General features: G+C 61.8%; 23 protein-coding genes. 15 read left to right on the forward strand and 8 right to left on the reverse strand.

The annotated features are described in order from the left end of the window. Window positions 1–82 precede the first annotated feature (82 nt). Window positions 83–1,657: a trimethylamine methyltransferase family protein gene (locus tag AC0L14_RS05145; RefSeq protein ID WP_473486592.1), complete on the reverse strand. Its 1,575-nt coding sequence runs from the start codon at window positions 1,655–1,657 to the stop codon at window positions 83–85. Window positions 1,658–1,927: 270 nt separating this feature from the next. Between AC0L14_RS05145 and AC0L14_RS05150 the strand changes: the two genes are divergently transcribed. Both AC0L14_RS05150 and AC0L14_RS05155 read left to right on the forward strand, forming a co-directional pair. Beyond that, window positions 1,928–2,626 carry a corrinoid protein gene (locus AC0L14_RS05150; protein ID WP_095494578.1) on the forward strand — a complete coding sequence of 233 codons (699 nt, stop codon included), beginning with the start codon at window positions 1,928–1,930 and terminating at the stop codon, window positions 2,624–2,626. A 1,345-nt stretch (window positions 2,627–3,971) separates the two neighbouring features. After that, window positions 3,972–4,166, forward strand: coding sequence for a hypothetical protein (locus tag AC0L14_RS05155; protein WP_473748812.1), 195 nt, complete (start codon window positions 3,972–3,974; stop codon window positions 4,164–4,166). Between the two features lie 169 nt (window positions 4,167–4,335). On the opposite strand, the gene AC0L14_RS05160 is transcribed toward AC0L14_RS05155, so the two are convergent. From AC0L14_RS05160 to AC0L14_RS05170, 3 genes are all read right to left on the reverse strand, one after another. Further along, window positions 4,336–4,704 (reverse strand): hypothetical protein, encoded by a 369-nt coding sequence (locus AC0L14_RS05160; RefSeq protein ID WP_473748813.1) that lies wholly within the window; start codon window positions 4,702–4,704, stop codon window positions 4,336–4,338. A 408-nt stretch (window positions 4,705–5,112) separates the two neighbouring features. After that, window positions 5,113–5,328, reverse strand: coding sequence for a hypothetical protein (locus AC0L14_RS05165; RefSeq protein WP_473748814.1), 216 nt, complete (start codon window positions 5,326–5,328; stop codon window positions 5,113–5,115). Between the two features lie 280 nt (window positions 5,329–5,608). Next, window positions 5,609–5,749 carry an EncA/B family entericidin gene (locus AC0L14_RS05170; RefSeq protein WP_473486595.1) on the reverse strand — a complete coding sequence of 47 codons (141 nt, stop codon included), beginning with the start codon at window positions 5,747–5,749 and terminating at the stop codon, window positions 5,609–5,611. Window positions 5,750–5,813: 64 nt separating this feature from the next. Here AC0L14_RS05170 and AC0L14_RS05175 point away from each other — a divergent pair, with 64 nt between their 5' ends. Further along, window positions 5,814–6,443 (forward strand): DUF1638 domain-containing protein, encoded by a 630-nt coding sequence (locus AC0L14_RS05175; RefSeq protein ID WP_473748815.1) that lies wholly within the window; start codon window positions 5,814–5,816, stop codon window positions 6,441–6,443. Between the two features lie 8 nt (window positions 6,444–6,451). Here AC0L14_RS05175 and AC0L14_RS05180 read toward each other — a convergent pair whose 3' ends face one another. Next, the gene (locus AC0L14_RS05180; RefSeq protein ID WP_473748816.1) at window positions 6,452–7,375 is read right to left on the reverse strand and encodes an NAD-dependent epimerase/dehydratase family protein; all 924 of its coding nucleotides are present in this window, start codon (window positions 7,373–7,375) and stop codon (window positions 6,452–6,454) included. A gap of 123 nt (window positions 7,376–7,498) precedes the next feature. Between AC0L14_RS05180 and AC0L14_RS05185 the strand changes: the two genes are divergently transcribed. From AC0L14_RS05185 to AC0L14_RS05225, 9 genes are all read left to right on the forward strand, one after another. Further along, window positions 7,499–8,071, forward strand: coding sequence for a DUF4893 domain-containing protein (locus AC0L14_RS05185; protein WP_473748817.1), 573 nt, complete (start codon window positions 7,499–7,501; stop codon window positions 8,069–8,071). Window positions 8,072–8,353: 282 nt separating this feature from the next. Then, the gene (locus AC0L14_RS05190; protein WP_473748818.1) at window positions 8,354–9,265 is read left to right on the forward strand and encodes a fatty acid desaturase; all 912 of its coding nucleotides are present in this window, start codon (window positions 8,354–8,356) and stop codon (window positions 9,263–9,265) included. Window positions 9,266–9,505: 240 nt separating this feature from the next. Beyond that, the gene (locus tag AC0L14_RS05195; protein ID WP_473748819.1) at window positions 9,506–9,808 is read left to right on the forward strand and encodes a virulence factor; all 303 of its coding nucleotides are present in this window, start codon (window positions 9,506–9,508) and stop codon (window positions 9,806–9,808) included. Next, a complete protein-coding gene (locus AC0L14_RS05200; RefSeq protein WP_095494586.1) occupies window positions 9,801–10,400 on the forward strand; it encodes a methylenetetrahydrofolate reductase C-terminal domain-containing protein in 600 nt (199 codons plus the stop codon). Before AC0L14_RS05195 ends, AC0L14_RS05200 begins: the two co-directional genes overlap by 8 nt. Further along, entirely contained in the window at window positions 10,397–11,488 is a 1,092-nt protein-coding gene (locus tag AC0L14_RS05205; RefSeq protein ID WP_473486601.1) for a methylenetetrahydrofolate reductase, read from the forward strand. The genes AC0L14_RS05200 and AC0L14_RS05205 overlap by 4 nt, the downstream gene beginning before the upstream one ends. 79 nt (window positions 11,489–11,567) lie before the next feature. Beyond that, on the forward strand, window positions 11,568–12,542 hold the full coding sequence (locus AC0L14_RS05210) for a methyltetrahydrofolate cobalamin methyltransferase (protein ID WP_077383680.1): 975 nt from the start codon (window positions 11,568–11,570) through the stop codon (window positions 12,540–12,542). Continuing rightward, entirely contained in the window at window positions 12,493–14,622 is a 2,130-nt protein-coding gene (locus AC0L14_RS05215) for an ASKHA domain-containing protein (RefSeq protein ID WP_473748871.1), read from the forward strand. Before AC0L14_RS05210 ends, AC0L14_RS05215 begins: the two co-directional genes overlap by 50 nt. A gap of 191 nt (window positions 14,623–14,813) precedes the next feature. Continuing rightward, window positions 14,814–14,999, forward strand: a complete 186-nt coding sequence (locus tag AC0L14_RS05220) for a hypothetical protein (RefSeq protein ID WP_473486602.1) — start codon at window positions 14,814–14,816, stop codon at window positions 14,997–14,999. Window positions 15,000–15,267: 268 nt separating this feature from the next. Then, window positions 15,268–16,251: an alpha/beta hydrolase gene (locus AC0L14_RS05225; RefSeq protein ID WP_473748820.1), complete on the forward strand. Its 984-nt coding sequence runs from the start codon at window positions 15,268–15,270 to the stop codon at window positions 16,249–16,251. Window position 16,252: 1 nt separating this feature from the next. Here AC0L14_RS05225 and AC0L14_RS05230 read toward each other — a convergent pair whose 3' ends face one another. Continuing rightward, window positions 16,253–17,152: a LysR substrate-binding domain-containing protein gene (locus AC0L14_RS05230; RefSeq protein ID WP_029351948.1), complete on the reverse strand. Its 900-nt coding sequence runs from the start codon at window positions 17,150–17,152 to the stop codon at window positions 16,253–16,255. Window positions 17,153–17,384: 232 nt separating this feature from the next. On the opposite strand from AC0L14_RS05230, the gene AC0L14_RS05235 reads away from it, so the two are divergent. The 3 genes from AC0L14_RS05235 (at window position 17,385) to AC0L14_RS05245 (ending at window position 19,336) form a co-directional block, all read left to right on the forward strand. Beyond that, window positions 17,385–17,573, forward strand: a complete 189-nt coding sequence (locus tag AC0L14_RS05235; protein ID WP_077383673.1) for a hypothetical protein — start codon at window positions 17,385–17,387, stop codon at window positions 17,571–17,573. A gap of 321 nt (window positions 17,574–17,894) precedes the next feature. After that, window positions 17,895–18,041, forward strand: a complete 147-nt coding sequence (locus AC0L14_RS05240; RefSeq protein WP_163602974.1) for a hypothetical protein — start codon at window positions 17,895–17,897, stop codon at window positions 18,039–18,041. Between the two features lie 293 nt (window positions 18,042–18,334). Further along, window positions 18,335–19,336 (forward strand): GlxA family transcriptional regulator, encoded by a 1,002-nt coding sequence (locus AC0L14_RS05245; RefSeq protein ID WP_473486604.1) that lies wholly within the window; start codon window positions 18,335–18,337, stop codon window positions 19,334–19,336. 50 nt (window positions 19,337–19,386) lie between these two features. Here AC0L14_RS05245 and AC0L14_RS05250 read toward each other — a convergent pair whose 3' ends face one another. After that, window positions 19,387–20,235 carry a DUF1194 domain-containing protein gene (locus tag AC0L14_RS05250; protein WP_473486605.1) on the reverse strand — a complete coding sequence of 283 codons (849 nt, stop codon included), beginning with the start codon at window positions 20,233–20,235 and terminating at the stop codon, window positions 19,387–19,389. Between the two features lie 128 nt (window positions 20,236–20,363). Then, window positions 20,364–22,925: a GcvT family protein gene (locus AC0L14_RS05255; protein ID WP_473486606.1), complete on the reverse strand. Its 2,562-nt coding sequence runs from the start codon at window positions 22,923–22,925 to the stop codon at window positions 20,364–20,366. Window positions 22,926–23,156: the final 231 nt, after the last annotated feature.

The raw sequence follows: 23,156 nt of genomic DNA on the forward strand, positions 1-23,156 counted from the left end.
TGTCCGGCTCGGAGAAGGCGCTCCGCCAGACTTCCTTGTGGATGATGTTGGCGACTTTAGCCCCGCCTGACTCGGGCTCCTTTCAGGTGAAGGCGTCGGCCATCGACGCCTTCTTCCTGGCGATGAACTCCTTCAGCCCGTCGTCAATACCCTGATCGAGATGCGGCGCCTCGTAGCTTTCCAGCCAGCGGCGGGCGAGTTCGTTGGCGCGCTGCGGCGCGGTTTTTTCGCCCTCGGCCAGCCACTGCTCGTAGGAATTGTTGTCGGCGATATTGGAACGGTAGAAGGCGGTCTGGAAATTGGCCTGGGTGTGGTCACAGCCGAGATAGTGGCTGCCCGGACCGACCTGGCGGATGGCGTCCATCGCCTGGCCGTTTTCCGACAGGTCGACGCCTTCGGAGAACTTCTGCGTCATGCCGAGCTGGTCGATGTCCATCATGAATTTTTCGTAGCAGGAGGCGAGCCCGCCCTCGAGCCAGCCGGCCGAGTGCAGCACGAAGTTGGTGCCGGCAAGGATCGTCGAGTTCAGTGTGTTGGCGCTCTCATAAGCCGCCTGCGCGTCCGGTATCTTCGAAGCACACAGCGAGCCGCCGGTGCGGAACGGCAGGCCAAGCCGGCGGGCGAGTTGCGCCGCACCATAGGAGACGAGCGACGGCTCCGGCGTGCCGAAGGTCGGCGCGCCCGACTGCATCGAAATCGACGAGGCGAAGGTGCCGAACAGCACCGGCGCGCCCGGCCGGATCAGCTGCGTGAACGACGCGCCGGCCAGCACTTCGGCCAGAACCTGGGTCAGCGTGCCGGCGACCGTCACCGGGCTCATTGCGCCGGCGAGAATGAACGGCGTGACGATACAGGCCTGGTTGTGGCGCGAATAGACTTTCAGCGCGCCCAGCATGGTCTCGTCGAACACCATCGGCGAGTTGGCGTTGATCAGGCTGGTCAGCACCGTATTGTTCTCGACGAAATCGTCGCCGAACACGATCTTGGCCATCGCAACCGTGTCTTCGGCGCGCTCCGGCGCGGTGACCGAGCCCATAAACGGCTTATTCGAATATTTGATGTGGCTGTAGATCATGTCGAGATGGCGCTTGTTGACCGGCACGTCGACCGGCTCGCACACCGTGCCGCCCGAATGGTGGATCGACGGCGCCATATAGGCGAGCTTCACGAAATTCTGGAAATCCTCGATCGTCGCATAGCGCCTGACGCCATCGAGGTCGCGCACGAAGGGCGGGCCGTAGACCGGCGCGAAGACCGTGGCGTTGCCGCCGATCTGCACCGAACGTTCTGCATTGCGGGCATGCTGGGTATAGACGGACGGCGCGGTTTTCAAAAGTGAGCGGCAGAGCCCCTTCGGGAAATGCACGCGCTCGCCCTTGACGTCGGCACCGGCTTCTTTCCAGAGTTGCAGCGCCTCGGCGTCGTCGCGAAAGATGATGCCGATCTCCTCGAGCACCGTGTCGGTGTTCTTCTCGATCAGCGCCAGCCCTTCCTCGTCCAGCACCTCATAGACGTTGATCTTGCGCTTGATGTAGGTGAGCTGGGTGCCGGGGCCGCCACCCGAGCGCGCCGCCCGCCGGGCAGCGGCGCCACCGCTGGCGGCGCGTCCGCGCCGCGCGTTTGACGCTTCCTGGTCGACCGCCGTGTTCTCACTCATGATCGTTCTTCCCTGACTTTGTTCTGGCGCAATTGTTACGGCCGCATATCGCGGCTTCTGGCCGGATCGTAGTCATGCACCCTATTCGAAACGGCCCGCCAGCGCCAACGCCTGTCGCAAAATCGACAAGAATTCCAATAGATTTGCAGTCGCTTTCCTTTTGCGGGAAGTCGCAAATCAGCTATGGACGCAAGCCTGTAGCGGGTTAGGTATTGACGTGATATTTGAGGCCCCGCAACTGTATCCGTGCGGCAAGGAGCTGGATTAAAAATGGCCGACGACGAGATCATCCTTTCCGAGCTTTCCGACGACGAGCTCGTGCAGCAGATGCACGACGATCTTTATGACGGGCTGAAGGAAGAGATCGAGGAAGGCACCAACATCCTTCTCGAGCGCGGCTGGGCGCCTTACAAGGTGCTGACCGAGGCGCTGGTCGAAGGCATGCGCATCGTCGGCGAGGATTTTCGCGACGGCATCCTGTTCGTGCCGGAAGTGCTGTTGTCGGCCAACGCGATGAAGGCGGGCATGTTCATCCTGCGTCCGCTGCTCGTCGCCACCGGCGCGCCAAAGCAGGGCAAGATGGTGATCGGCACCGTCAAGGGCGACATCCACGACATCGGCAAGAACCTTGTCGGCATGATGATGGAGGGCGCCGGCTTCGACGTCATCGACCTCGGCATCAACAATGCGGTGGAAAAATATCTCGACGCCATCGAGCAGCACCAGCCCGACATCATCGGCATGTCGGCGCTGCTGACGACGACCATGCCCTACATGAAGGTCGTCATCGATACGATGAAGGAAAAGGGCATCCGCGACGACTATGTCGTGCTGGTCGGCGGCGCGCCGCTCAACGAGGAGTTCGGCAAGGCAGTCGGTGCCGACGCCTATTGCCGCGACGCTGCCGTGGCGGTCGAGACCGCCAAGGACTTCATGAAGCGCAAGCACAACGTCCGCGCTTCGGCCTGAGCTTTTTAACCAACTCCCCGCAGGGACTGGCCCGGTGCCGTCGGCCCCGCGCGCCATTGACCTCGGCGGCAAGCTCGCCACTGGATTCTCGATCGGCATAGGCATTGCCGTCGGCATGGCGCTGGCTGGCTAGCTATTGGGAAGCACGGTACTTCCGCGATCACGCCATACCCACGGTCCCAACCTGTGTTAGCTTATTCGTGCGGCGGACCCCAACGCCGCCCGGCCGGCGCCCTACAAGGCACTCTACCCCAACGCCCCCCAAAGCGGCGCCGGCCATCCCCTTATCTGGCGTATCGCACTGACAAGGAGAAGCCCGCGCTCCTCCTCTGAGCGCGGGCCGATCGGGCTGCGGGCCCGATCTGCAGCGGGGGCCAAGCGGGGATAGGCCCACTGCTCCCAGATAACTGTTAGAAACTCCTAATGTTCCGCTTGATCAGCACCGCAAAACGGAGGCGGGATGCCGGTCACTCTTCCTCCCGTTAGGCACCAAATTGACTCTAGGCTCATCCGGTTTGATGACTAAGGGAACGGATCATGACCATTTTACTAAATTAGAAATGTTGCATGGAATGACCTATAGTTCGGCCCAACCGGCGAACGGACCCAATTGCCCGCTGGTTAGGCCCGGCGGCCAGCTTGTCGCCCCCGATTGGCTGTCGGGCCGTCTTTCAAACGCCCCGTTTGGCCCAAACGATCGACAAGCGGAACCTTGCCGAGGTGCTGCATCATCATCTCCCCGACCATGAGCCGCTGCAGACCAAACAATAGGTTCCGCCAGCCTCTCGACATGGGGGCAAAATGCGGCTCCTCATTGTCCGCTGGCCTGCCTTGCCCTTCGGATGTCCAGCATCAGGAACATGCTGACGAACAGTGTTCGTTCGAATGATGCTATTCCGTTGCCTTGAGCGTAAGTTTTTGGTCAGCCAGCACAGCGCCTCCTCTTAAGCTAGCTGGTCAAGGCCCAGCGGCCTCCAGCTGCCAGTCCCCCTCGCAACCAAGCCGCTGGGCCGTTCCCGCTAGAGCGAAGCGCGTTGTCTCGTCTATCAGCAACCTCTTGACGTGGCGGCGATCACAGCCACTGTGCGAAGGCGGTAAGCGAGGGACCGCGTAAGCGTCTCCATCCCCTCCTACGAATTCCGGCACTCCATCCGCGATTCTACAAAGGTCAAGCGCGGCCAGCATATTGAGCTTTCTGGCGAGATTACGCGCATAGACGAGGAGGCCGGCAAGGTGACGATCGACCTTGGATCGCTGGTTACGGTGGGTTTGGATAAGGTCAGGCGGGTGGAGAAATACCCGCCGCAGGAGCGCAAGAAGCCGCTGCGTGACATGGTGCGCTAGCATGGAAGTCCAACAGAACATCCGCAGCGCCTGGGCCGCCCTCAAACTGGTTCGCATGGCTTTTGAACAGACCTGCCGGCCCGGCTTGCTTCCGAGCGCGGAAGCAGTTTTGTTGCTATTCGGATCCGAGCCTGTCCATGAAGGCGAAGCCCTTGCCAAAGCCATCATTGAGACGGTTGAAAGGCTGGCCCGATGATTCGCCTTGAATCAGTGCCGCGACGAGGAGCGAGCAATCGAGCTCCTCCGGAAACGAAACATTCAAGTCACTCTGAGTTGCCATGCGAAGGGATTTCAATCTTGCCGTCTTTGCGGCGCGTTCGGCGCGCTCAGCCTCAGCGATTACCTTCGCGGAGCGCCTAACTGTGCTATTTCCCAGCCAACACATCTATTCGATCCAGCAGAATTCCGATGCGCCGGTCATGCCCTGACTCTTTGAGATTGTCGCCGTTCATTGTGATGAAGTCGGTTTCGATCGATGAGGTTAAACCTGCACTCCAGCCATGCGCGGGCCGATCGCCTTGGGAATAGCCGTTGGCTTGGCGCGCGCCACCTAAAGCCGACCCTTGGGCGCGCGTCTGGTCTCCGATTGGCAACAAACGCATTGTTGACTCTGGGAGGAGTGGAAAAATCGCGCTACGACAATCGAACTGGCCAGTGGCGAAAGCGCGCTGGACCCCGCCGACACTGGCGACCTTCGCGCGATGCGACTTGGTGGGCGTCGGTTGCTGCGGCAAGCGCAATCCTGATCGGCCTGATCGCCCTCAAAGGCGGATCTCCCTAGGCGCACTGCAAACGTTCATTTGCCACCACCCTAGGTGCCATAGCCACCACGCCAACATCACCTGTTGCTGCTTGCTCGTCGCGGCGTTGCAATGGGCTTATGGGAATAGCCGTTGGGATGGCGATCGCAGGATATTTAGATATTTCGCCCGCGCGGCTGGGGGATGGCAGACCAAGGAGGAGACCGAAGCATAAGTACGACAGCCCGTACTTATGCTATACCAAGCCGAGGCGGCGCGCGACGCTGACATGTCTTGACATCAACAAGCAACAGCGCCCCGCAGCGAACATACCGGTGAAACTTTGGACGGGAAGTTGAGCGCGGCAAGCCTCGCTCGGAGCGTTCGGGCGGGTTGAAGCGCCTATTCTGACTCTTTTGCCTCTTCCTTTTTCAGGATCGGCGTGTCGGCAGTTGTCGGCGTATTTGCGACGCTTGCGACTTTGGTCTGCTGATCTACGCTTGCAGCTTTGGTTTGCTGATCTACGGAAGCCGTCGTTTTAGTGTGGCCAACACATTCCGCTGCGGCGCCGGACACCGAAAGGCCCAGAGCGGCGACAACTAAGAGAGCGGTCTTCATCCTATGGCTCCTAGCTTCTAGCTTCGTTGTTGAGGGTACCAGAAAGGATTAACGGCATATCCCCCGCTCGAAAAGTCAACTTTTCGTGCCCGCCCCAACGAAAATAATTGCAATAGGCGGACACGACGTCCGCGCTTCGGCCTCATCTGGGCGAATTCGGCATGGACCAAAAACCGATCCGCGCCTTGCAGCACGACTTTCTTGTTCCCAGATGTTACAAGGACTTAATGCGCATCGCTTGAACTATCTTGAGAGCAATGCGCGTTGGCGAGACTGCGGATCAGGGGTTCTCGACCGTGTCCTCAACCGCGTTGGCTGTCGATTTGACGTCCCTGCCGACGCCACGGATGGTGTTGGCACAGGCCGAAAGTGCCAGGGCGCAAGCGAGAATTGCGATCGGTGCAATGCGTAGCGGTTTCATGAATGGTATCTCCCTCAACAGATAGATTCGTGGGACAGCAACGAAAATCGGTTAGACTGGTTCCATGAGCATTGCGCGAAAGCTACAACCCGATCAAGGCGACAGGCTGCTTGTCATCGCCTGCGGGATGATTGCGCGCGAAGTTCTGGCCGTCAAGGAGCAGCTGGGCCTCGACCATCTCGAGCTGACCTGCCTGCCGGCGGAGTTCCATTTCTACCCGGACCGCATCGCGCCGGCCATGGACAAGGCAATCGAGAAGGCCAAGGCGGACGGCTATAGAAACATCTTCGTCGGCTATGCCGATTGCGGCACCGGCGGCCTGCTTGACCGCGTCTGCGAGAAGCATGGCGTCGAGCGCATGGCCGGTCCGCACTGCTTTGCCTTCTACCAGGGCATGGACACCTATGCGAAGGTCGCCGACGACGACATGATGTCGTTCTACATGACCGATTTCCTGTGCCGGCAGTTCGACGCCTTCTTCATGAAGCCGCTCGGCCTCGACAGGCATCCCGAGCTGATCAAGGACTATTTCGGCAATTACGAGAAGCTGGTCTATATCGCCCAGACCGACGACCCGGAACTCGACAAGGTCGCCGAGAAGGCGGCGAAAATGCTCGGCCTCGCCTATGAGCGCCGCTCGACCGGCTATGGCGATCTGACGACGGAGCTGGCCAGCGCCGCGGCACACAGCTGACCGTTCGATCAGGCGGCACCATCTTCCGCTGCAAGCCCGGCGAGCACAGCGGCAAAGCTCGTCTTGCAGACGAAGCCCAGCCTGTCCCGCGCCCGCGAGGCGTCGTAGACGCGGTCGATCGAGGAAAACATCGTCCAGCCCTTTCGCGCATAGAGCGCCGGAAATTCCGGAAAATAGCGGGCGACGACGGGCGGCGCGTCAGCGATCAATGCCTCGCAATCATCAGGCCGGAACGGCGTTGGCGCCGAGATGATGAAGATGTCGAAGCCTAGTTGTGGCGCCTTCTCCAGCGCCGCGACATGGGCCTCGGCGGCATCTTCCACCGTCAGTCGGCGGAACAACAGCTCATTGACCTTGGTGTTGGCGTCCGACTGCTCGATCGCATGCGCCATGTCGTCTGCTTCGGGAAAGAACCGGGCAGTGCGCAGCACGATCACCGGCAGTGCGGACTGGATGTGATAGAGGCGGCAAAGATGCTCGGCCGAAAGCTTGGTTACGCCGTAGATGTTGCGCGGCTCGGGCGACACGTCTTCCGTCAGCCAGGCGGCCCTGCCCGCACCGCCGGTCAAGCCGGCGCTTATGGCTTTCGAGACCATCAGCGAGGTCGTCGACGTGAAGATGAAGCGCTGAACGCCTGATGTCACCGCCGCGTCGAGCAGGTTGAGCGTGCCGCGCACATTCGTCTCGATGAAATCCTCATTACGGTTGTGTTCGATGTCAGGCTTGTGCAGCGCGCCGCTGTGGATGATCGCCTCGATGCGGTTTTCCCTGACCGTCCGCATGACCAGATCACGGTCGGCGACCGAGCCGATCACCTGCGTTTGCGCCGACGGGGCGGGATCGAGGCCGATGACGCCATGGCCAAGAGCCCGCAGGCGCGGCGCTAGCGCGCTGCCCAGCCAGCCTGACGATCCCGAAAGCAAGATCCGCATCGGCGAAATCACGATTTTTAACCCGATCGCTGTTAAGCACGGATGACAGGTCGCCGCGAACGGGTAAGTTGTATGCCAAACGAGAAAACAGGCTGATCCAGCTTTCGACTAGGAAACGCACCGATGGTCGCTCGCCTCCTGATTGCCGCAGGCGTTGTCTGCTTCGCTCTGCCCGCGCTCGCCGATGGCGAGGTGCAGAAGCTGATCACGCCCGCCGACAAGGTGCGGCTCGACAAATATGACGAGACGCGCAAGGCAGCCCTTGACGAAGCCAGGGCTGGCGACGCCGCCGATATCAAGCAGCTCGACGCCTTGCTGGCAAAGCCGTTGGTCTCGTTTTCCGACAAGGACCTGACCGGCAACTGGCAGTGCCGTACCATCAAGGCCGGCGGGCTGAGTCCGCTCGTCATCTATGGCTGGTTCAAGTGCAAGGTGAGCGACGACGGTTCGGGCTGGATGCTGGAAAAAATCACCGGTTCGCAGCGCACCAAGGGACGTTTCTTCGACGACGGCGAAAAGCGCTCGATCTATCTCGGCTCCCTTTCTGTCAACGACGATCCTGCAAAACCCTATGGCGGCGGCCCACAAAGCGATCAGGTCGGCTATGTCTTTCGCAACAGCGCCAACGAATGGCGCATCGAGTTCCCGGCGCCCTATTACGAATCGAAGCTCGACATCCTTGAATTCAAGCGCTGAGCCCGCGATCCCTAGCTTGCGGCGTGCTGCGGCAGGTGCGCGGCAAGCCTGAGGCAGGCGATACGATTTCAAGCTACGCGCTGCGGCAGGCGGCATTCTCACGCGATAGCATCGAGGCGGTCAGGGATGCGCAGCCGGCAAGTTTGCCACATCATATCCCGGCCTGCCCTCGAAACAGTGGTCATCCGACGATCTGGTTCTATTTCTGGACCGGCGTAAAACCGGCGTCTGTTAACGAGCACCGATTTACCGGACAGCGCCCCGGCGATAAGCTTGGCCCCCATGAGCGAAAACGACCACCGCACCATCATCGCCAGCCTTTCGGTCGAGGATCGTCGCGACCTCACCGCCAAACTGGACAGGCCCGGCATTGTCCGGCTGGCCGTTCACGGCGGGCTGGTTGTCGTGCTGGGCGTGCTGATCGCCGCCCGCATTCCGTTGTGGCCGGTTCTCATGCTGCCGCAGGGAATCCTGATCGTCTTCTTCTTCACGCTGTTGCACGAGACCATCCACGAGACGGCATTTAGGACGCCGTGGCTCAATCGCGCCATCGCCGCCGTGACCGGTTTCCTGATCCTGCTGCCGCCGGCATGGTTCCGCTATTTCCATTTCGCGCACCACCGCCACACGCACGATCCGGACAATGATCCCGAACTGATGGCTCCGAAACCGGAGACCATAGCCCAGTACCTGCGCTATCTCTCCGGGATCCCCTATTGGAGCGGCATGGCGCGCGTGATCGTCGTCAACGCGGCCGGCCGCAACCGCGACGGCTTCGTGCCTGACAAGGGCCGCGACAAGGTGATTTCGGAAGCACGTTGGTTTCTGATCGCCTATGCGGTGCTGCTGGCGGCCTCCCTGGCCGTGCAGTCGGCGCTGCTGCTGTGGGTCTGGATTGTGCCGGTGCTCGTCGGCCAGCCGTTCTTGCGGGCCTATCTGTTGGCCGAGCATGCGCTGTGCCCGCATGTCGCCAACATGCTCGAAAACACCCGCACCACCTTTACCACACGGCTGGTACGCTTCGTGGCGTGGAACATGCCCTACCACTCCGAGCACCATTCCTATCCGGCCGTTCCCTTTCACCGCCTGCCGCGTTTCCACCAGATTGTCGCCGAACATCTGCGCACGACCGAGCAAGGCTATATCCGCTTCCACAGGAAGCTTGTCGGCAGCTTCGATCGTCGCGCCGGCTGATCCATACCAAGCCAAATACCAAAAACTTTCATCTTTCCCTTGTGGCCTTCAATCGCGTCGCTTTTGAATGCGCGCGCGTCGTCCCATAACAAGCAGCCCAACAGCGCTTCCGGCAATGCTCGAAACCACTGCATCGGCCCGAAGATCGATCTCCGGAAAGCACGATGCAGCTGAGTCAAAGTGGTAGAGCGTCCTTTGTCCACCCGATTGGACGCACGGCCTCTACGGGAGCAGGAATTCATGGCCGATCTGATCGTCGTCTACTGGCGCGACATCCCCGCCCAGGTCATCGTCAGGAAAGGCCGGCAGAACGCCAAGCGCGAACTGCCGCTGCGCTTTACCGAGGCGATCGACATGTGCGCGATGCGCACCGGCGCCGGCGGCACCGACGACTACCTGGCCGAATGGCGCAAGGCCGACCCCGTGCCGGTCAGCGACGATCTTGAAGGCGAGGCCGAAAAAGCCTTTCAGGACATCGACGCGAAATACGACCGCGAGCGGCTGGTCGCTCTGGTCAAGGCGGGCGGAAAAGAAGATGTCTGAAACGACCCCGGCGATTACCCAGGCCACTCTGGTCAAGAAGGCAGCGCCGAAATCCGACTACAAGCCGGCCGACGTGTCGCCGCAGCGGCGCGTGCAGCGGTCCTTCGCTGTCCGGCTGTGGTCCGTCCGCCACTCGCGACTGCTCGAATGGTTCTACGCCAGGTTCTCCGACATGTTTTTGCTCCTCCATCCGCTATGGAAGGGCATCGGTTACGGCCGCGTCGAAGGTCCGATCAAATTCGTCGAAAAACGCGTCAAGGGTTTTATGTTTGACTGCCGCATGTGCGGCCAGTGCATCCTTTCCTCTACCGGCATGTCATGCCCGATGAATTGTCCCAAGCAATTGCGCAATGGCCCTTGCGGCGGTGTGCGCGCCAACGGCAATTGCGAGGTCGAGCCTGATATGCCGTGCGTCTGGGTCAAGGCCTGGGAAGGTTCGCGAAACATGGTGCATGGCGACAAGATTCTCGACGTGCAGAAGCCGGTTGACCAGTCGCTGCGTGAGACGTCGGCATGGCTGCGGGTGACCGCACAGGCTGCCGCCGCCCGCGAAGCCGCGCGCAACGCTCCGAACACCGGGGCACCGGCATGATCGGCCGCCAGCCCGACGAGAACCCGGCCGGCATCCATCTGCCGCTCGACCCCCTGCCCGGCCACACCTCGCGCGGCCGGCTGGAGCGCGTCCTGAGACGCGGCGAGTTCGCCGTGACGACCGAGCTCAACCCGCCCGACAGCGCCGATCCGGAAGACGTCTACAACCGCGCCAAGATCTTCGACGGCTGGGTCGACGCCATCAACGCCGTCGACGCGTCGGGCGCCAACTGCCACATGTCGTCGGTTGGCATCTGTGCGCTGCTGACCCGCATGGGCTATGCCCCGATCATGCAGATCGCCTGCCGCGACAGGAACCGCATCGCCATCCAGGGCGACGTGCTAGGCGGGGCGGCGATGGGCGTCGCCAACATGCTGTGCCTGACCGGCGACGGCGTGCAGGCCGGCGACCAGCCAGGCGCTAAGCCGGTATTCGATCTTGACTGCATGTCGCTGCTCGAAACCTGCCGCATCATGCGCGACAACGGCAAGTTCCTGTCCGGCCGCAAGCTGACGACGCCGCCCCAGCTTTTTCTCGGTGCGGCGATCAACCCGTTCGCGCCGCCGATCGATTTCCGCCCCTACCGGCTGGGCAAGAAGATCGCCGCCGGCGCGCAGTTCGTGCAGAGCCAGTACTGCTTCGACGTGCCGATGTTCCGCACCTACATGCAGCGGGTCCGCGATCTCGGTTTCACGGAAAAATGCTTCATCCTGTGTGGCGTCGGGCCGCTGGCCTCGGCCAAGACCGCCAAATGGATCCGCTCCAACGTGCCGGGCATTCATATCCCCGACTCGATCGTCAAGCGGCTGGAAGGCGCCCAGGACCAGAAGAAAGAGGGCAAGCAGCTCTGCATCGACATCATCAACGAGGTGAAAGAGATTCCCGGCGTCTCCGGCGTCCATGTGATGGCCTATCGCCAGGAGGAGTACGTCGCCGAGATCGTCGATGAATCGGGCGTGCTGAAGGGCCGCCAGCCCTGGAAACGCGAAATCCGCCGCGACGACCAGCTCGTCGCCGAGCGGCTCGACCACATATTACACGACGAGATCACCGAAACGCAGGTCGACATGGTCAAGACCGCGCATTGATGGCGCGGACGGTCACCATTCGCTTGATCGAAATCAGAAACGATATAAAGAAGTCTTTATATCACGAGGGAGAGATTTCATGACCCGGACGATCGTCGCCTCGGCGACACGAGAAATCATTATCGGCTTCGACCAGCCCTTCTGCGTGATCGGTGAGCGCATCAATCCAACCGGGCGAAAGAAGCTCGCGGCTGAGATGATCGCAGGCAATTTCGATACCGTCATCAGGGACGCACTGGAACAGGCCGCCTGCGGCGCGACCATGCTCGACGTCAATGCAGGCGTCACCTCGGTCAACCCGAACGAGACCGAACCCGGCCTCCTGGTGCAGACGCTGGAGATCGTGCAGGGGCTGGTCGACCTGCCGCTGTCGATCGACAGTTCGGTGACCGCCGCGATCGAGGCGGCGCTCAAGGTCGCCAAGGGCCGGCCGCTGGTCAATTCCGTCACCGGCGAGGAAGAGAAGCTCGAAGCCATCCTGCCGCTGGTCAAGAAATACAATGTTCCGGTTGTCGCCATCTCCAATGACGAGACAGGCATTTCGATGGATCCGGATGTGCGTTTCGCCGTCGCCAAGAAGATCGTCGAGCGCTGCGCCGATTTCGGCATTCCGGCGCATGACGTGGTCGTCGACCCGCTGGTCATGCCGATCGGCGCGCTCGGCGACGCCGGCCGCCAGGTCTTTGCCCTCCTGCGCCGGCTGCGTGAAGAGCTCAAGGTCAACACCACCTGCGGCCTGTCAAACATCTCGTTCGGCCTGCCGCATCGCCACGGCATTAATGCCGCCTTCATCCCGATGGTGATCGGCGCCGGCATGACCTCGGCGATCATGAACCCGGTGCGGCCGCAGGAGATGGAGGCGGTGCGCGGCGCCAATGTGCTGAACGGCACCGACGAGAACTGCACCAACTGGATCAGGACCTACAAGGACTACAAGCCGGCCGAAGGCGGCCAGGCGATCGCGGCGCCCACACAAGTCAATGCGCCGGGCGAAGGCAATGGCAATGGCGGCCGCCGGCGCGGTGGCCGTGAAGCCCGTATGGCCCGAGGATAAGCGCGCAATCGTGAACTCTCCTGCCAACATCACCGATCCGCTCGTGCTGTTCATGCCGTCCGGCAAGCGCGGGCGGTTTCCGGTCGGCACGCCGGTGCTCGATGCCGCACGCCAGCTCGGCGTCTATGTCGAGAGCGTGTGCGGCGGACGCGCCACTTGCGGGCGCTGCCAGGTCGAGGTGCAGGAAGGCAATTTCGCCAAGCACAAGATCGTTTCCTCCAACGACCACATCTCGCCCAAGGGCGCCAAGGAAGAGCGCTACGAACGCGTGCGCGGCCTCCCCGAACGGCGCCGCCTGTCCTGCTCGGCGCAGATCCTCGGCGATCTCGTCGTCGACGTGCCGCAGGACACGGTCATCAACGCGCAGACCATCCGCAAGGACGCCGACACCCGGGTCATCGCCCGCGATTCGGCAATCCACATGTGCTATGTCGAGATCGAAGAGCCCGACATGCACAATCCATCAGGCGATCTCGATCGCCTGAAGATCGCGCTGATGAAGGACTGGGGGCTCAAGAGCCTCGATTTCGATTTCCATCTGTTGCCGCAGGTGCAAGGCATCTTGCGCAAGGGCAACTGGACCGCGACCGCCGCCATCCATAAGGATGCCGAAAGCGAGATCGCGCGGGTCATCTCGTTGTGGCCCGGCCTCAAGAACGAGGCTTACGGGCTTGCCTGCGATATCGGCTCGACCACCATCGCCATGCATCTGGTGTCGCTGCTGTCGGGCCGCGTCGCCGCCTCGTCGGGCACGTCGAACCCGCAGATCCGCTTCGGCGAGGATCTGATGAGCCGCGTTTCCTATGTGATGATGAACCCGGACGGCCGCGAGGGCATGACGGTCGCGGTGCGCGAGGCGATCTCTGGTCTCGTTGATAAGGTTTGCGCGGAAGGCAACGTCCAGCGCAACGACATCCTGGATTCCGTCTTCGTCGGCAATCCGATCATGCACCATCTGTTCCTCGGCATCGACCCGACCGAACTCGGCGGCGCACCCTTCGCGCTGGCCGTCTCGGGTGCCGTGCACATCAAGGCGTCGGATATCGGCCTGAAGCTCAACCAGGGCGCCAGGCTCTACATGCTGCCTTGCATCGCCGGCCATGTCGGCGCCGACGCGGCGGCGGTGACACTGTCGGAAGGCCCGCACCGCCAGGACGAGATGATGCTGATCGTCGACGTCGGCACCAATGCCGAGATCGTGCTCGGCAATCGCCAGCGGGTCGTGGCGGCCTCCTCGCCCACCGGTCCGGCCTTCGAGGGCGCTGAAATCTCGGGCGGCCAGCGCGCCGCCCCCGGCGCCATCGAGCGCGTCCGCATCGATCCCGACACGCTGGAGCCGAAATACCGCGTCATCGGCTCGGAACTGTGGTCCGACGAACCCGGCTTCCTCGACAGCGTGCAGGCAACCGGCGTCACCGGTATCTGCGGCTCCGGCATCATCGAGGTGGTCGCCGAAATGTATCTGGCCGGCATCATCTCCGAGGACGGTGTCGTCGATGGCGGGCTCTCCGCCCGCTCGCTGCGGGTCACCGCGAATGGCCGCACCTTCTCCTACGTGCTGAAGGAGGGTGAACCCAGTATCACCATCACCCAGACCGATGTGCGCGCCATCCAACTCGCCAAGGCGGCCCTCTACGCCGGCACCAAGCTGTTGATGGAAAAGCAGCATACTGATCATGTCGATCGCATCCACTTCGCCGGCGCCTTTGGCTCCTTCATCGATCCGAAATACGCAATGGTGCTGGGACTGATCCCCGACTGCGATCTCGACAAGGTCTCGGCCGTCGGCAACGCCGCCGGTGCCGGCGCGCGCATGGCACTCTTGAACCGCGGCTATCGCCGCGAGATCGAGGAAACGGTGAGCCGGATCGAGAAGATCGAGACCGCGCTGGAGCCGAGATTCCAGGAGCATTTCGTCTATGCCATGGCGCTGCCGAACAAGGTCGACCCGTTCCCGAAACTATCGGCGGCGGTGAAACTGCCACCGCGCAAGACCGTCAGCGAGGACGGCATTGCCGGCGACGCCACCCCGCGGCGGCGTTCGCGCGAAGGCCACGCGGCCCGGCGCGGCCGGGGGTAGCATCCCGCTGCTAAAAGCTGCACTTCGCCCTCATTCTCGTTTGCATGCAAATGTTTCCGGATCAGCTCAAACTGAAACAAGACGCTGTATTCCGTGAAATCCACCAGATACATGCACGGCGCATTTAACCGGCATCGAACGGCAGGCAGGAAATAACTTTCAGCCGCCGCAGCACTTCAAGGGAGATGAAGATGTCGATGTTCGAGAGCCTCGGCCGCTTTGGTGCGGCCATCAGGCATGCGCACAACAGGAACAGGTCGGTCCGGGCCCTGAACAGCCTGCCGCCCGAAATTCAGAGGGACATCGGCTGGCCCGTGTCGCCGCGCGAAGACCCGCAGGTCACCTCCCCGGCCCTGCTTCTGGGTTCGGCGCGCTGATGACCTTCGCCGACAAATGCAAGCTGCTGGCCAAGCGCCGGAGCCGTCATGCGGCTCCGGCAGCAAGCGACAGTCGGCTGCGCGCCGCACTGCTGCCTCCGCGATGAGCGTTGCGGCGGCACATGGGCAATGACCACCGCCGGTCTTGCTTATGGCTGAATCACACAACCGTGTTGAAACCGTGCAAATCTTGACATTCTGGGCGAAGGCACGATCTTCGATAGCGAGGGGTTCTCTTAGTCGGCTCAGCCGAAGTCCGTGTGTCCGCATGCCCAGTATCAAAAGCCACGTCGTTTCCTTCGTGCTCAGGTATAGCCGCAAGAAAGCCTTTTCCAGCCCGGAAAACCTGCAGCGCTGGATCGCCTATGCGCGCAAGACGGAGAACCACCAGCCGCCCGCCTCGCTGCGATCACGTTTCGAGATCACGACGCGCAGCGTTGACGGCTTTCCCGTCTACGAAATCGCGCCCAAGGCCGGCGAGCGAAAGCGTATCCTCTACCTGCATGGCGGCGCCTATGTCTTTCAAATCACGTCCTATCACTGGGGGCTGATCGCCGATATGGCCGACCGGCTGGGCTTCGGCATCACCGTGCCGATCTACCCCATTGCTCCCGAACACGATTTCCACGCCATGTTCGGCATGGTCGGCGAGGTCTACCGCCAGATGCTCGACGAAGCGGAAGCGCAAGACATCGTCTTCATGGGCGATTCCGCCGGCGGCAACATGGCCGTGGTGCTGACCATGATGGCCGCGGAAGAAGCCCAGCCCTTGCCGTCGCGCCACGTGCTGATTTCGCCCGGCCTCGATTTGTCGCTTGCCAACCCCGAAGTGTTCGAGGCGGAACGCTACGATCCGTGGCTGGGAATTCCTGGCGGGCTGGAGGCGGTCCGGCTCTACAGTGCCGGCATAAATCCCAGCGACTGGCGCATCAGCCCGCTTTACGGTGACCTCTCGGTGTTGCCGAAAACGCTGCTTCTGACCGGTTCGCGCGATATGCTGACCCCCGACAATCTGGTCTTCGCGCAAAAGGCCCGTGCCGCCGGTGTCGAGATAGAGGTCGTCCACGAGCAAGGCATGTTCCATGTCTGGCCGCTGATCGACATGCCAGAAGCGCGTCGCGCGCGAGACAGCATCGTGGCGTTTTTAACCAGCGAAACCGAGAGCTATCACGCCAAGGCCGGCGAATTGGCGCTGCAAAGGACAGATCGCGACGTCACCGCTCACAACCTGGCTGCGCCGTTGAGGTCCTGAATCAAAATTTCCCGGTTTCCCTGAACACTTCGAAGGTCGCACGGATGTGGTCGGCGACCGCCTTCACCGGCGCGCTGGCGTCCGGCGCCACGACCATGGCCAGATTGTAGGTGCCGATATCCGGCATGCCGTCCTTCGGGCAAAGCTCGACCATGTCGCTGCCGAGGAACGATTTCGGCAGCGGCGCCACCGCGAGGTCGGACATGATTGCGGCGCGCTGGCCGGCCGTGTGCGCGCTCATATAGGCGACGCGATAGTTGCGGCCCTCACGGCCGAGCGCTTCGAGCGCCCCGGCCCGCCAGGCGCAGCCCTCTTCCCACAAGGACACCGGCAGCGGTTCGCGCAGATGCGCGCAGCCACCCTTGGCGCCGGCCCAGACGATCGGTTCGGTGAGCAGCACTTCGGCGCCGAGTGCGCTGGTCTTGTAGGAATTGGTGAGCAGCGTGATATCGAGCGCCCGGTCGTCCATGCGCCGGCGCAGATTGCTGCTCTGGTCGATGGTGACGTCGACCGCGATCGAAGGATGCGACTGCGCAAAACGCTTCAGCACATGCGGCAGCACGCGCTCGCCATAATCGTCCGGCGAGCCGAGCCGCACCACCCCGACGATATCGGGGATGATGAACTTCGATACCACCTCGCGGTTGATCGACAACAGCCGGCGGGCGTAGCCGAGCAGCATCTCGCCATCCGTGGTCAGCGTCACCGAGCGCGCATCGCGCGCGAACACGGAGCGGCCAAGAATGTCCTCCAGCTTTTTGATCTGCATGGAAACGGCCGACGGCGTGCGGAAGACGGCATTGGCCGCGGTGGTGAAGCTGCCGGTCTCGGCGATTGCCACGAAGGTGCGCAAGACGTCGAGATCGAGCAGCGGCAACGGATGATTGAGTGGGGCGTTCATCGGGATCCACCTTCAATTTTTCTGATGCAAACCATCATTCCATTTCGTTTGATTGAACATCACTTTGGGAGGATAGTCAACTCCATCGAAGGCAGACGTATCGAAAGTGCCTTGAAACGGCCCATGACACGGATCTGCAATCGACACGAAATGAAGCTGAAACAAACCTGAAGTAGCGCTTCGTGTGCGGAGCGACCGGCAAACTCCCGGCTCAACGTAAAGGAGAATGAAAATGTCCATCCTGTCATCCATCGGCCGCATCGCGACCGAATTCAGCGCGGCTCGCGCCCGCTACCAGACCGAACGCGCCATCCGCTCTCTGCCGATCGAACTGCAGAAGGATATCGGCTGGCCCGAAGCCGCCGACACCAAGACCGGCACTCGCCATGGCGTTGGATCCTGGGCTGGTGGAGCAAAATAGATCGTGTGTAGTCAAAGCTGAAGGCCTGCCGCGCAGATCATGTCCGGCAGGCCTTTTTATTTGTAATCAAATGTTTTTTGGAGCCATGTCACCGCCGCATGGCGCATATGAACAGGCTGCATAGCAGCCCATATTTCGAGCTAACGCCCTATAAATAATCACAAATCTTGCCAGTTGCCAAAATTTGTCACATTCCGTGTCGCTTTTCATATCAAGTGGTTCGCTTTTGCGATTTAGTTTCCCCTCACGTAAGCCTATATCAGCGCCAGCCAACGAGCTGCCCCACTCCATCAAGCGAAGGCGACCCGTCTGAGCAACCGAATGGAGATGATGATGAAGCTTTTTGCCCGCCTTTTTTCTCGCCGTGAAATGAACCTGACGACCGCGCTCGAGCGCCAGCGCCTTGCCAACACCATGCCTGGCCAGACCGGCGCCGTGGCCGCCGCGCGCCTCGGCTTCGTCGCCTGATCTGACAAGCTCGCAAGCGGCGCTCCCTGCTGCTGCTTCGAAGTTGATCACAGCGCCGCTTCGGTTTTGCCGAGGCGGCGTTTTTTTGTCATGTGCCGACCACATGCCGCATATTTTGCTCAATCCGGCGGCATGTTGGGACCGTCAACGTATAGCGATTGCCCATTTGCGACCCGTGTCGCAAATAAAGTCTTTCCGTCGCCGCCTAGCCAATTGACAGGAAAGGTTTTTCCTGATGTCGCTATGCTGATCGCGACATCCTGTTCGCGCCATTGCAGCGTGAGGGCTACCCTGTGAACGTCGTAAATCATCCGGTCAGGCGATCGTTTGTATTCTTCCTGGTCCCCGATTTCACCATGATCGCATTTGCGACGGCGCTCGATCCGTTGCGCTCGGCCAACCGGATGCTCGGCTACGAGGCCTACCGCTGGCGGCTCGCCAGCATCGACGGCAAGCCGGTGCGAGCCTCGAACGGCGTCGAATGCGCCGTCAACACTTCGCTGGAGGACGAACGCAAGAAGATGTCCGGCCCCGAACGGCCGAACATGGCGGTCGTCTGCAGCGGCATCAATGTCGAGCGCTACCAGAACAGATCGGCCTTTGCCTGGCTGCGCGAGGAATACAACCGCGGCGTCGCCATCGGCGGCCTGTGCACTGGCGCGCATATACTGGCTTCCGCCGGCCTGTTGTCCAACAAGCGCTGCGCCATTCATTGGGAAAACCTGCCGGGCTTTTCCGAGGCGTTCCCGAAGGCCAATGTCTTTGCCGACCTCTTCGAGATCGACCAGAACATCTATACCTGCGCCGGCGGCACCGCGGCGCTCGATATGATGCTGAAGCTGATCGGCGACGATTTCGACGACAACCTCGTCAACCGGGTCTGCGAGCAGGTTTTGACTGACCGCGTACGCAGCCCGACCGATCGCCAGCGCCTGCCGCTGCGCGCACGCCTTGGCGTACAGAACTCCAAGGTGCTGACCATCATAGAATTGATGGAGGCAAACCTGTCCGAGCCGCTGTCGCTGATCGAGATCGCCGATCACGTTGACCTGTCGCGCCGGCAGATCGAGCGCCTGTTCCGCACCGAGATGGGACGATCCCCTGCCCGCTATTATCTGGAAATCCGCCTCGACCGGGCCCGGCACTTGCTGATCCAGTCATCGATGCCGGTGGTCGAAGTGGCGGTCGCCTGCGGCTTCGTCTCCGCCTCGCATTTCTCCAAATGCTACCGCGAGCTCTATGCGCGCTCGCCGCAGCAGGAGCGCGTCGATCGCAAGCAGTTGCTGGTCGCGTAGACGCCATGCCTCCCGGCGAGGAGCTCGCCAAGTCTAGAGGGTCCGATACTCTAGCGACTGTCGAACATCCAGCTTCGGTCGCGCCACATTTTCTCGCCGACCAGGCAGTCGGTGGCCGGCTTGTCTTGCGCCAGCACGACCGGCAGATGCGCCGCTTCTTCCGCCGCCCATCGCGGTGAGTCAGGCCCGGCAAGCTCGAGCACCAGCTTGCGGCGGATCGCTTCGGGAAACTGCGTCCACTCATTGACCGGGATCATGAACGCGCCGGGCCCACCGATGACGCAGTCGGTGTAGTAGCGGTCGAGATAGTTGACGTCGTAGACGCTGGTGAAGCCGCTCCGGGTCATCAGCGGCAGGCCATTGATGGTGATGCCTTGCTTGACCAGCCCGTCACGGGTGATGTCGACGGGAGCACCTTGATTGTTGGGGCCATCGCCCGAAATGTCGATGACGCGCTTGACGCCTTGAAAGCCGCTTTCGGCGAAGAGATCGCTGCCGAATTGCAAGGCACCGGAAATCGAGGTGCGCCGGGCGCTGTTGGGCATATGGGCGGAGAGTTGCTCGACCACCCGCTCCGCGTCGGCACGATTGGCGATTACCGTCCACGGCACGATGACATGCTGCCAGGTCGTGCCGGCCCATTCGACATAGGTGACGGCAATCTTGCCATAGGCGCCATCGGCGATGGCCTGCAAGACCGTGTCGTGCGTCAGCGCCGCGACATAGCCGCGTCGCTGGATTTCGAGTTCGGCCGGCGACATCGAAAGCGAAACGTCGACGGCTAGAACCAGCTCGATGTCGACAGGCTCGGCGGCGCGGGATTCCGGCGTCAGCCAAGGCACCAGCGCAAGCGCGGCCGTAGCAGAGAGGAGATGTCTTGCGTGGGGAAAAGCAGACATGCGGTAAGGTAAGCGAGAATCGTCGTGTCATAAAGCGAAAAGCCCGGCGCCGGGCTAAGTCTTTGCGTTCACGTTTTTGCGAACCCGCCCCTTACCCTCCTGCGGGAGGACCCGTAGACAGTCAACGCTTAGCTGCGTGGATTGAGGTTCTCCGGATCGTAGAGCGGTCTGTAGCCGACGGCGGCCACTTCGACCGGGTATTTCTCGCCGAAATATTCGACAGTCAGCTTGCGGCCCTCCTGGCAATACGCCCAGGGCAGATAGGCGAGCGCAATGTTCTTGCCGATGGTCGGGCCGTAGGCGATCGAGGTTGTGAAAGACCGGCGGCCGAGTTCGTCGACCAGCGTCTCACCCGTTTGCGGGTCCATCACCGGCATCGTGCCGACGGGATGACGGGCAACGCCCCTGGAATCGATATTATCCGTCATGACAAGCGTGCAAAGCATGGCCGGCTGATGCGCGCGGGCGCGATATTCCAGATGCTTTGCCTTGCCGCTGAAATCAGCCTCCTTCACCTTCGGGCGGGCAAGATCGGCCTCCAGCAGATTGTACTCGGTCAGAAGGTCGGCATTCTGCAGGCGCAGGCTCTTCTCCATGCGGCGGCTGTTGGCATAGGTCTCGACGCCAAAGGCCATTACGCCGGTCGAACGCAACGCGTCCCATACGGCCAGCCCGTCTTCGTATCGCATATGCAGTTCCCAGCCCTGCTCGCCGACATAGGAGATGCGGAAAGCGGTCACGTCCTTTCCGGCGATCCTGACAGGCTTGATTGCCGCAAAGGCAAAGTTCTCCGGCGTCAGGCCATCCGGGTCCTCGACGACCTTCTGCAAAGTCGAGCGCGCGTTCGGACCCCAGATGCCGATGGTCACGTATTTTTCGGTCACGTCGGTGACGGTGACGTCGAACCCTTTGTCTTCTGCCGTCCGCCGCATGTACTGGAAGTCGCGCGGGCCGGCATCTGCGCCGTCGATGACCCGGCAGCGGTCGGCCATGCGGATGACCGTCAGGTCAGCGCGCACCATGCCGTGATCGTCGAGGAAATGGGTGTAGATGCCTTTGCCGATATTGCCGTCGCCGCCGATCTTGGCCGCGCACAGCCACTCCATCAGCGCGACATGATCCGGACCCTCCACATCGTACATCGCGAAGTGCGACAGGTTGACGATGCCGCAATCCTCGCTCATTGCGAGATGCTCGGCGTTGGAGACGCGCCAGAAATGGCGGTTGTCCCACTCGTTTTCGCGTACCGGCACCCGGTTGCCGTATTTTTCGAGCAGGTGCTCGTTGGCGGCATAGCCATGGGCGCGCTCCCAGCCGCCGAGCTCCATGAAATAGCCGCCGAGTTCCTTCTCGCGCTCCCAGAAAGGCGAGCGGCGCACGTCGCGGGCCTTGGAGAAGGGCTCGCGCGGATGCACCGCCGGATTGTAGACCTTCATCGCCGTTTCGGTGCAGCGGTCCCAGATGAACTGCTCTTGCGTCTGGTGCGGATAGAAGCGCGAATAGTCGATGGCATGATGGTCAATCGACGTCCGGCCGTCCGTCATCCAGTCGGCGATGAGCTTGCCCATGCCGGGGCCGTCCTTGACCCAGATCGCGACGGCATACCAGAGGCCCCGCACCTTCTGGCTCTCGCCCATGGAGGGGCCGCCGTCTGCCGTCACCTGCAGAAGCCCGTTGAAGGAATGGCTCTCATTGTAGCCCAGTTCGCCCAGGATCGGCGTCAGTTCCATGGCCCGCTCGAGCGGGGCGAGGATCTGTTCCATGTCGAGGTCGCGCTGCGAGGGCGAAAGACGGGCCTGGTCCTTCTCCAGAAGGTCGCGCGGATGGCAAAGTCGCGGATTGGTCTCTTCGTAGTAGCCCCACTCGATCTGCCCGCCTTCGGCGGTCTTGGGATCGCCGGTGTCGCGCATGTAAGCCGAGTTGCCTTGGTCGCGCAGCAGCGGCCAGCCGATCTCCTTGCCGGTGCCGGCGAACTCGGTGTACGGCCCGAAGAAGGTGAGCGGATGGTCGATCGGCATCACCGGCAGGTCCTCGCCCACCATTTCCGCGATCAACCGGCCCCAGATACCCGCGCAAACAATCACATAGTCGGCTTCGATGGTGCCGCGATCGGTCACCACGCCCTTGATGCGACCGTTCTCGACGATAAGCGACCTGGCCGGTGTGTTGGCGAAGGATTTGAGTTTGCCGGAGGCTTCCGCCTGGTCGACCAGCTTGCCGGCGACCGTTTGCGAGCGCGGGATGACGAGACCGGCATCGGGATCCCAGAGGCCGCCCTGCACCATCTCTTCTTCGATCAGCGGGAACTTCTGCTTGATCTCGGCCGGTTCGATCAGGCGGGCACGCGTGCCGAAAGCCTTTGCCGAGGCGATCTTGCGCTTGATCTCCTCCATGCGATCATCGTCGCCGACGCGGGCGACCTCAAGGCCACCGATGCGGGCGTAATGGCCCATCTTTTCGTAGAAATCGATGGAGTAGAGCGTCGTCCAGCAGGACAGGAAATCATGGCTGGTCGTGTAGCAGAAGTCGGAGGCGTGCGCCGTCGAGCCGATATCGGTCGGGATGCCCGATTTGTCGATGCCGACGATGTCGTCCCATCCGCGCTCGATCAGGTGGTGGGCGACCGATGCACCGACAATGCCGCCCAGCCCGACGATGACGACCTTCGCCTTTTCCGGAAACCCTGCCATTGCCCGCGACTCCAAAAGTGCTGCTGCGGGCGCCCGCACCCGCTTGATCGGCGCACAATATGCAGGCGACGGCCATCGTGCTACCGCCTGTTTGCGACACGCTGCAGGTGCGGCGCGACCCCGGCGCATAACCCGAAAAATCGGAACCGATTTCCACTGGGATTATGCGCAGAAAAAACTCTACGGCGTCCTGTGCGCGTCCAAAAGGACGCGTGGCACTGGTGTTGAGAG

The organism is Mesorhizobium sp. WSM4841 (assembly GCF_055811515.1).

What these genes read in the sequence shown, in the direction of transcription:
- AC0L14_RS05145 (WP_473486592.1), bottom strand. Translation starts at nt 1,657, where the DNA reads ATGAGTGAGAACACGGCGGTCGACCAGGAAGCGTCAAACGCGCGGCGC.
- AC0L14_RS05150 (WP_095494578.1), top strand. Translation starts at nt 1,928, where the DNA reads ATGGCCGACGACGAGATCATCCTTTCCGAGCTTTCCGACGACGAGCTC.
- AC0L14_RS05155 (WP_473748812.1), top strand. Translation starts at nt 3,972, where the DNA reads ATGGAAGTCCAACAGAACATCCGCAGCGCCTGGGCCGCCCTCAAACTG.
- AC0L14_RS05165 (WP_473748814.1), bottom strand. Translation starts at nt 5,328, where the DNA reads ATGAAGACCGCTCTCTTAGTTGTCGCCGCTCTGGGCCTTTCGGTGTCC.
- AC0L14_RS05170 (WP_473486595.1), bottom strand. Translation starts at nt 5,749, where the DNA reads ATGAAACCGCTACGCATTGCACCGATCGCAATTCTCGCTTGCGCCCTG.
- AC0L14_RS05175 (WP_473748815.1), top strand. Translation starts at nt 5,814, where the DNA reads ATGAGCATTGCGCGAAAGCTACAACCCGATCAAGGCGACAGGCTGCTT.
- AC0L14_RS05180 (WP_473748816.1), bottom strand. Translation starts at nt 7,375, where the DNA reads ATGCGGATCTTGCTTTCGGGATCGTCAGGCTGGCTGGGCAGCGCGCTA.
- AC0L14_RS05185 (WP_473748817.1), top strand. Translation starts at nt 7,499, where the DNA reads ATGGTCGCTCGCCTCCTGATTGCCGCAGGCGTTGTCTGCTTCGCTCTG.
- AC0L14_RS05190 (WP_473748818.1), top strand. Translation starts at nt 8,354, where the DNA reads ATGAGCGAAAACGACCACCGCACCATCATCGCCAGCCTTTCGGTCGAG.
- AC0L14_RS05195 (WP_473748819.1), top strand. Translation starts at nt 9,506, where the DNA reads ATGGCCGATCTGATCGTCGTCTACTGGCGCGACATCCCCGCCCAGGTC.
- AC0L14_RS05200 (WP_095494586.1), top strand. Translation starts at nt 9,801, where the DNA reads ATGTCTGAAACGACCCCGGCGATTACCCAGGCCACTCTGGTCAAGAAG.
- AC0L14_RS05205 (WP_473486601.1), top strand. Translation starts at nt 10,397, where the DNA reads ATGATCGGCCGCCAGCCCGACGAGAACCCGGCCGGCATCCATCTGCCG.
- AC0L14_RS05210 (WP_077383680.1), top strand. Translation starts at nt 11,568, where the DNA reads ATGACCCGGACGATCGTCGCCTCGGCGACACGAGAAATCATTATCGGC.
- AC0L14_RS05215 (WP_473748871.1), top strand. Translation starts at nt 12,493, where the DNA reads ATGGCGGCCGCCGGCGCGGTGGCCGTGAAGCCCGTATGGCCCGAGGAT.
- AC0L14_RS05220 (WP_473486602.1), top strand. Translation starts at nt 14,814, where the DNA reads ATGTCGATGTTCGAGAGCCTCGGCCGCTTTGGTGCGGCCATCAGGCAT.
- AC0L14_RS05225 (WP_473748820.1), top strand. Translation starts at nt 15,268, where the DNA reads ATGCCCAGTATCAAAAGCCACGTCGTTTCCTTCGTGCTCAGGTATAGC.
- AC0L14_RS05230 (WP_029351948.1), bottom strand. Translation starts at nt 17,152, where the DNA reads ATGAACGCCCCACTCAATCATCCGTTGCCGCTGCTCGATCTCGACGTC.
- AC0L14_RS05235 (WP_077383673.1), top strand. Translation starts at nt 17,385, where the DNA reads ATGTCCATCCTGTCATCCATCGGCCGCATCGCGACCGAATTCAGCGCG.
- AC0L14_RS05240 (WP_163602974.1), top strand. Translation starts at nt 17,895, where the DNA reads ATGGAGATGATGATGAAGCTTTTTGCCCGCCTTTTTTCTCGCCGTGAA.
- AC0L14_RS05250 (WP_473486605.1), bottom strand. Translation starts at nt 20,235, where the DNA reads ATGTCTGCTTTTCCCCACGCAAGACATCTCCTCTCTGCTACGGCCGCG.
- AC0L14_RS05255 (WP_473486606.1), bottom strand. Translation starts at nt 22,925, where the DNA reads ATGGCAGGGTTTCCGGAAAAGGCGAAGGTCGTCATCGTCGGGCTGGGC.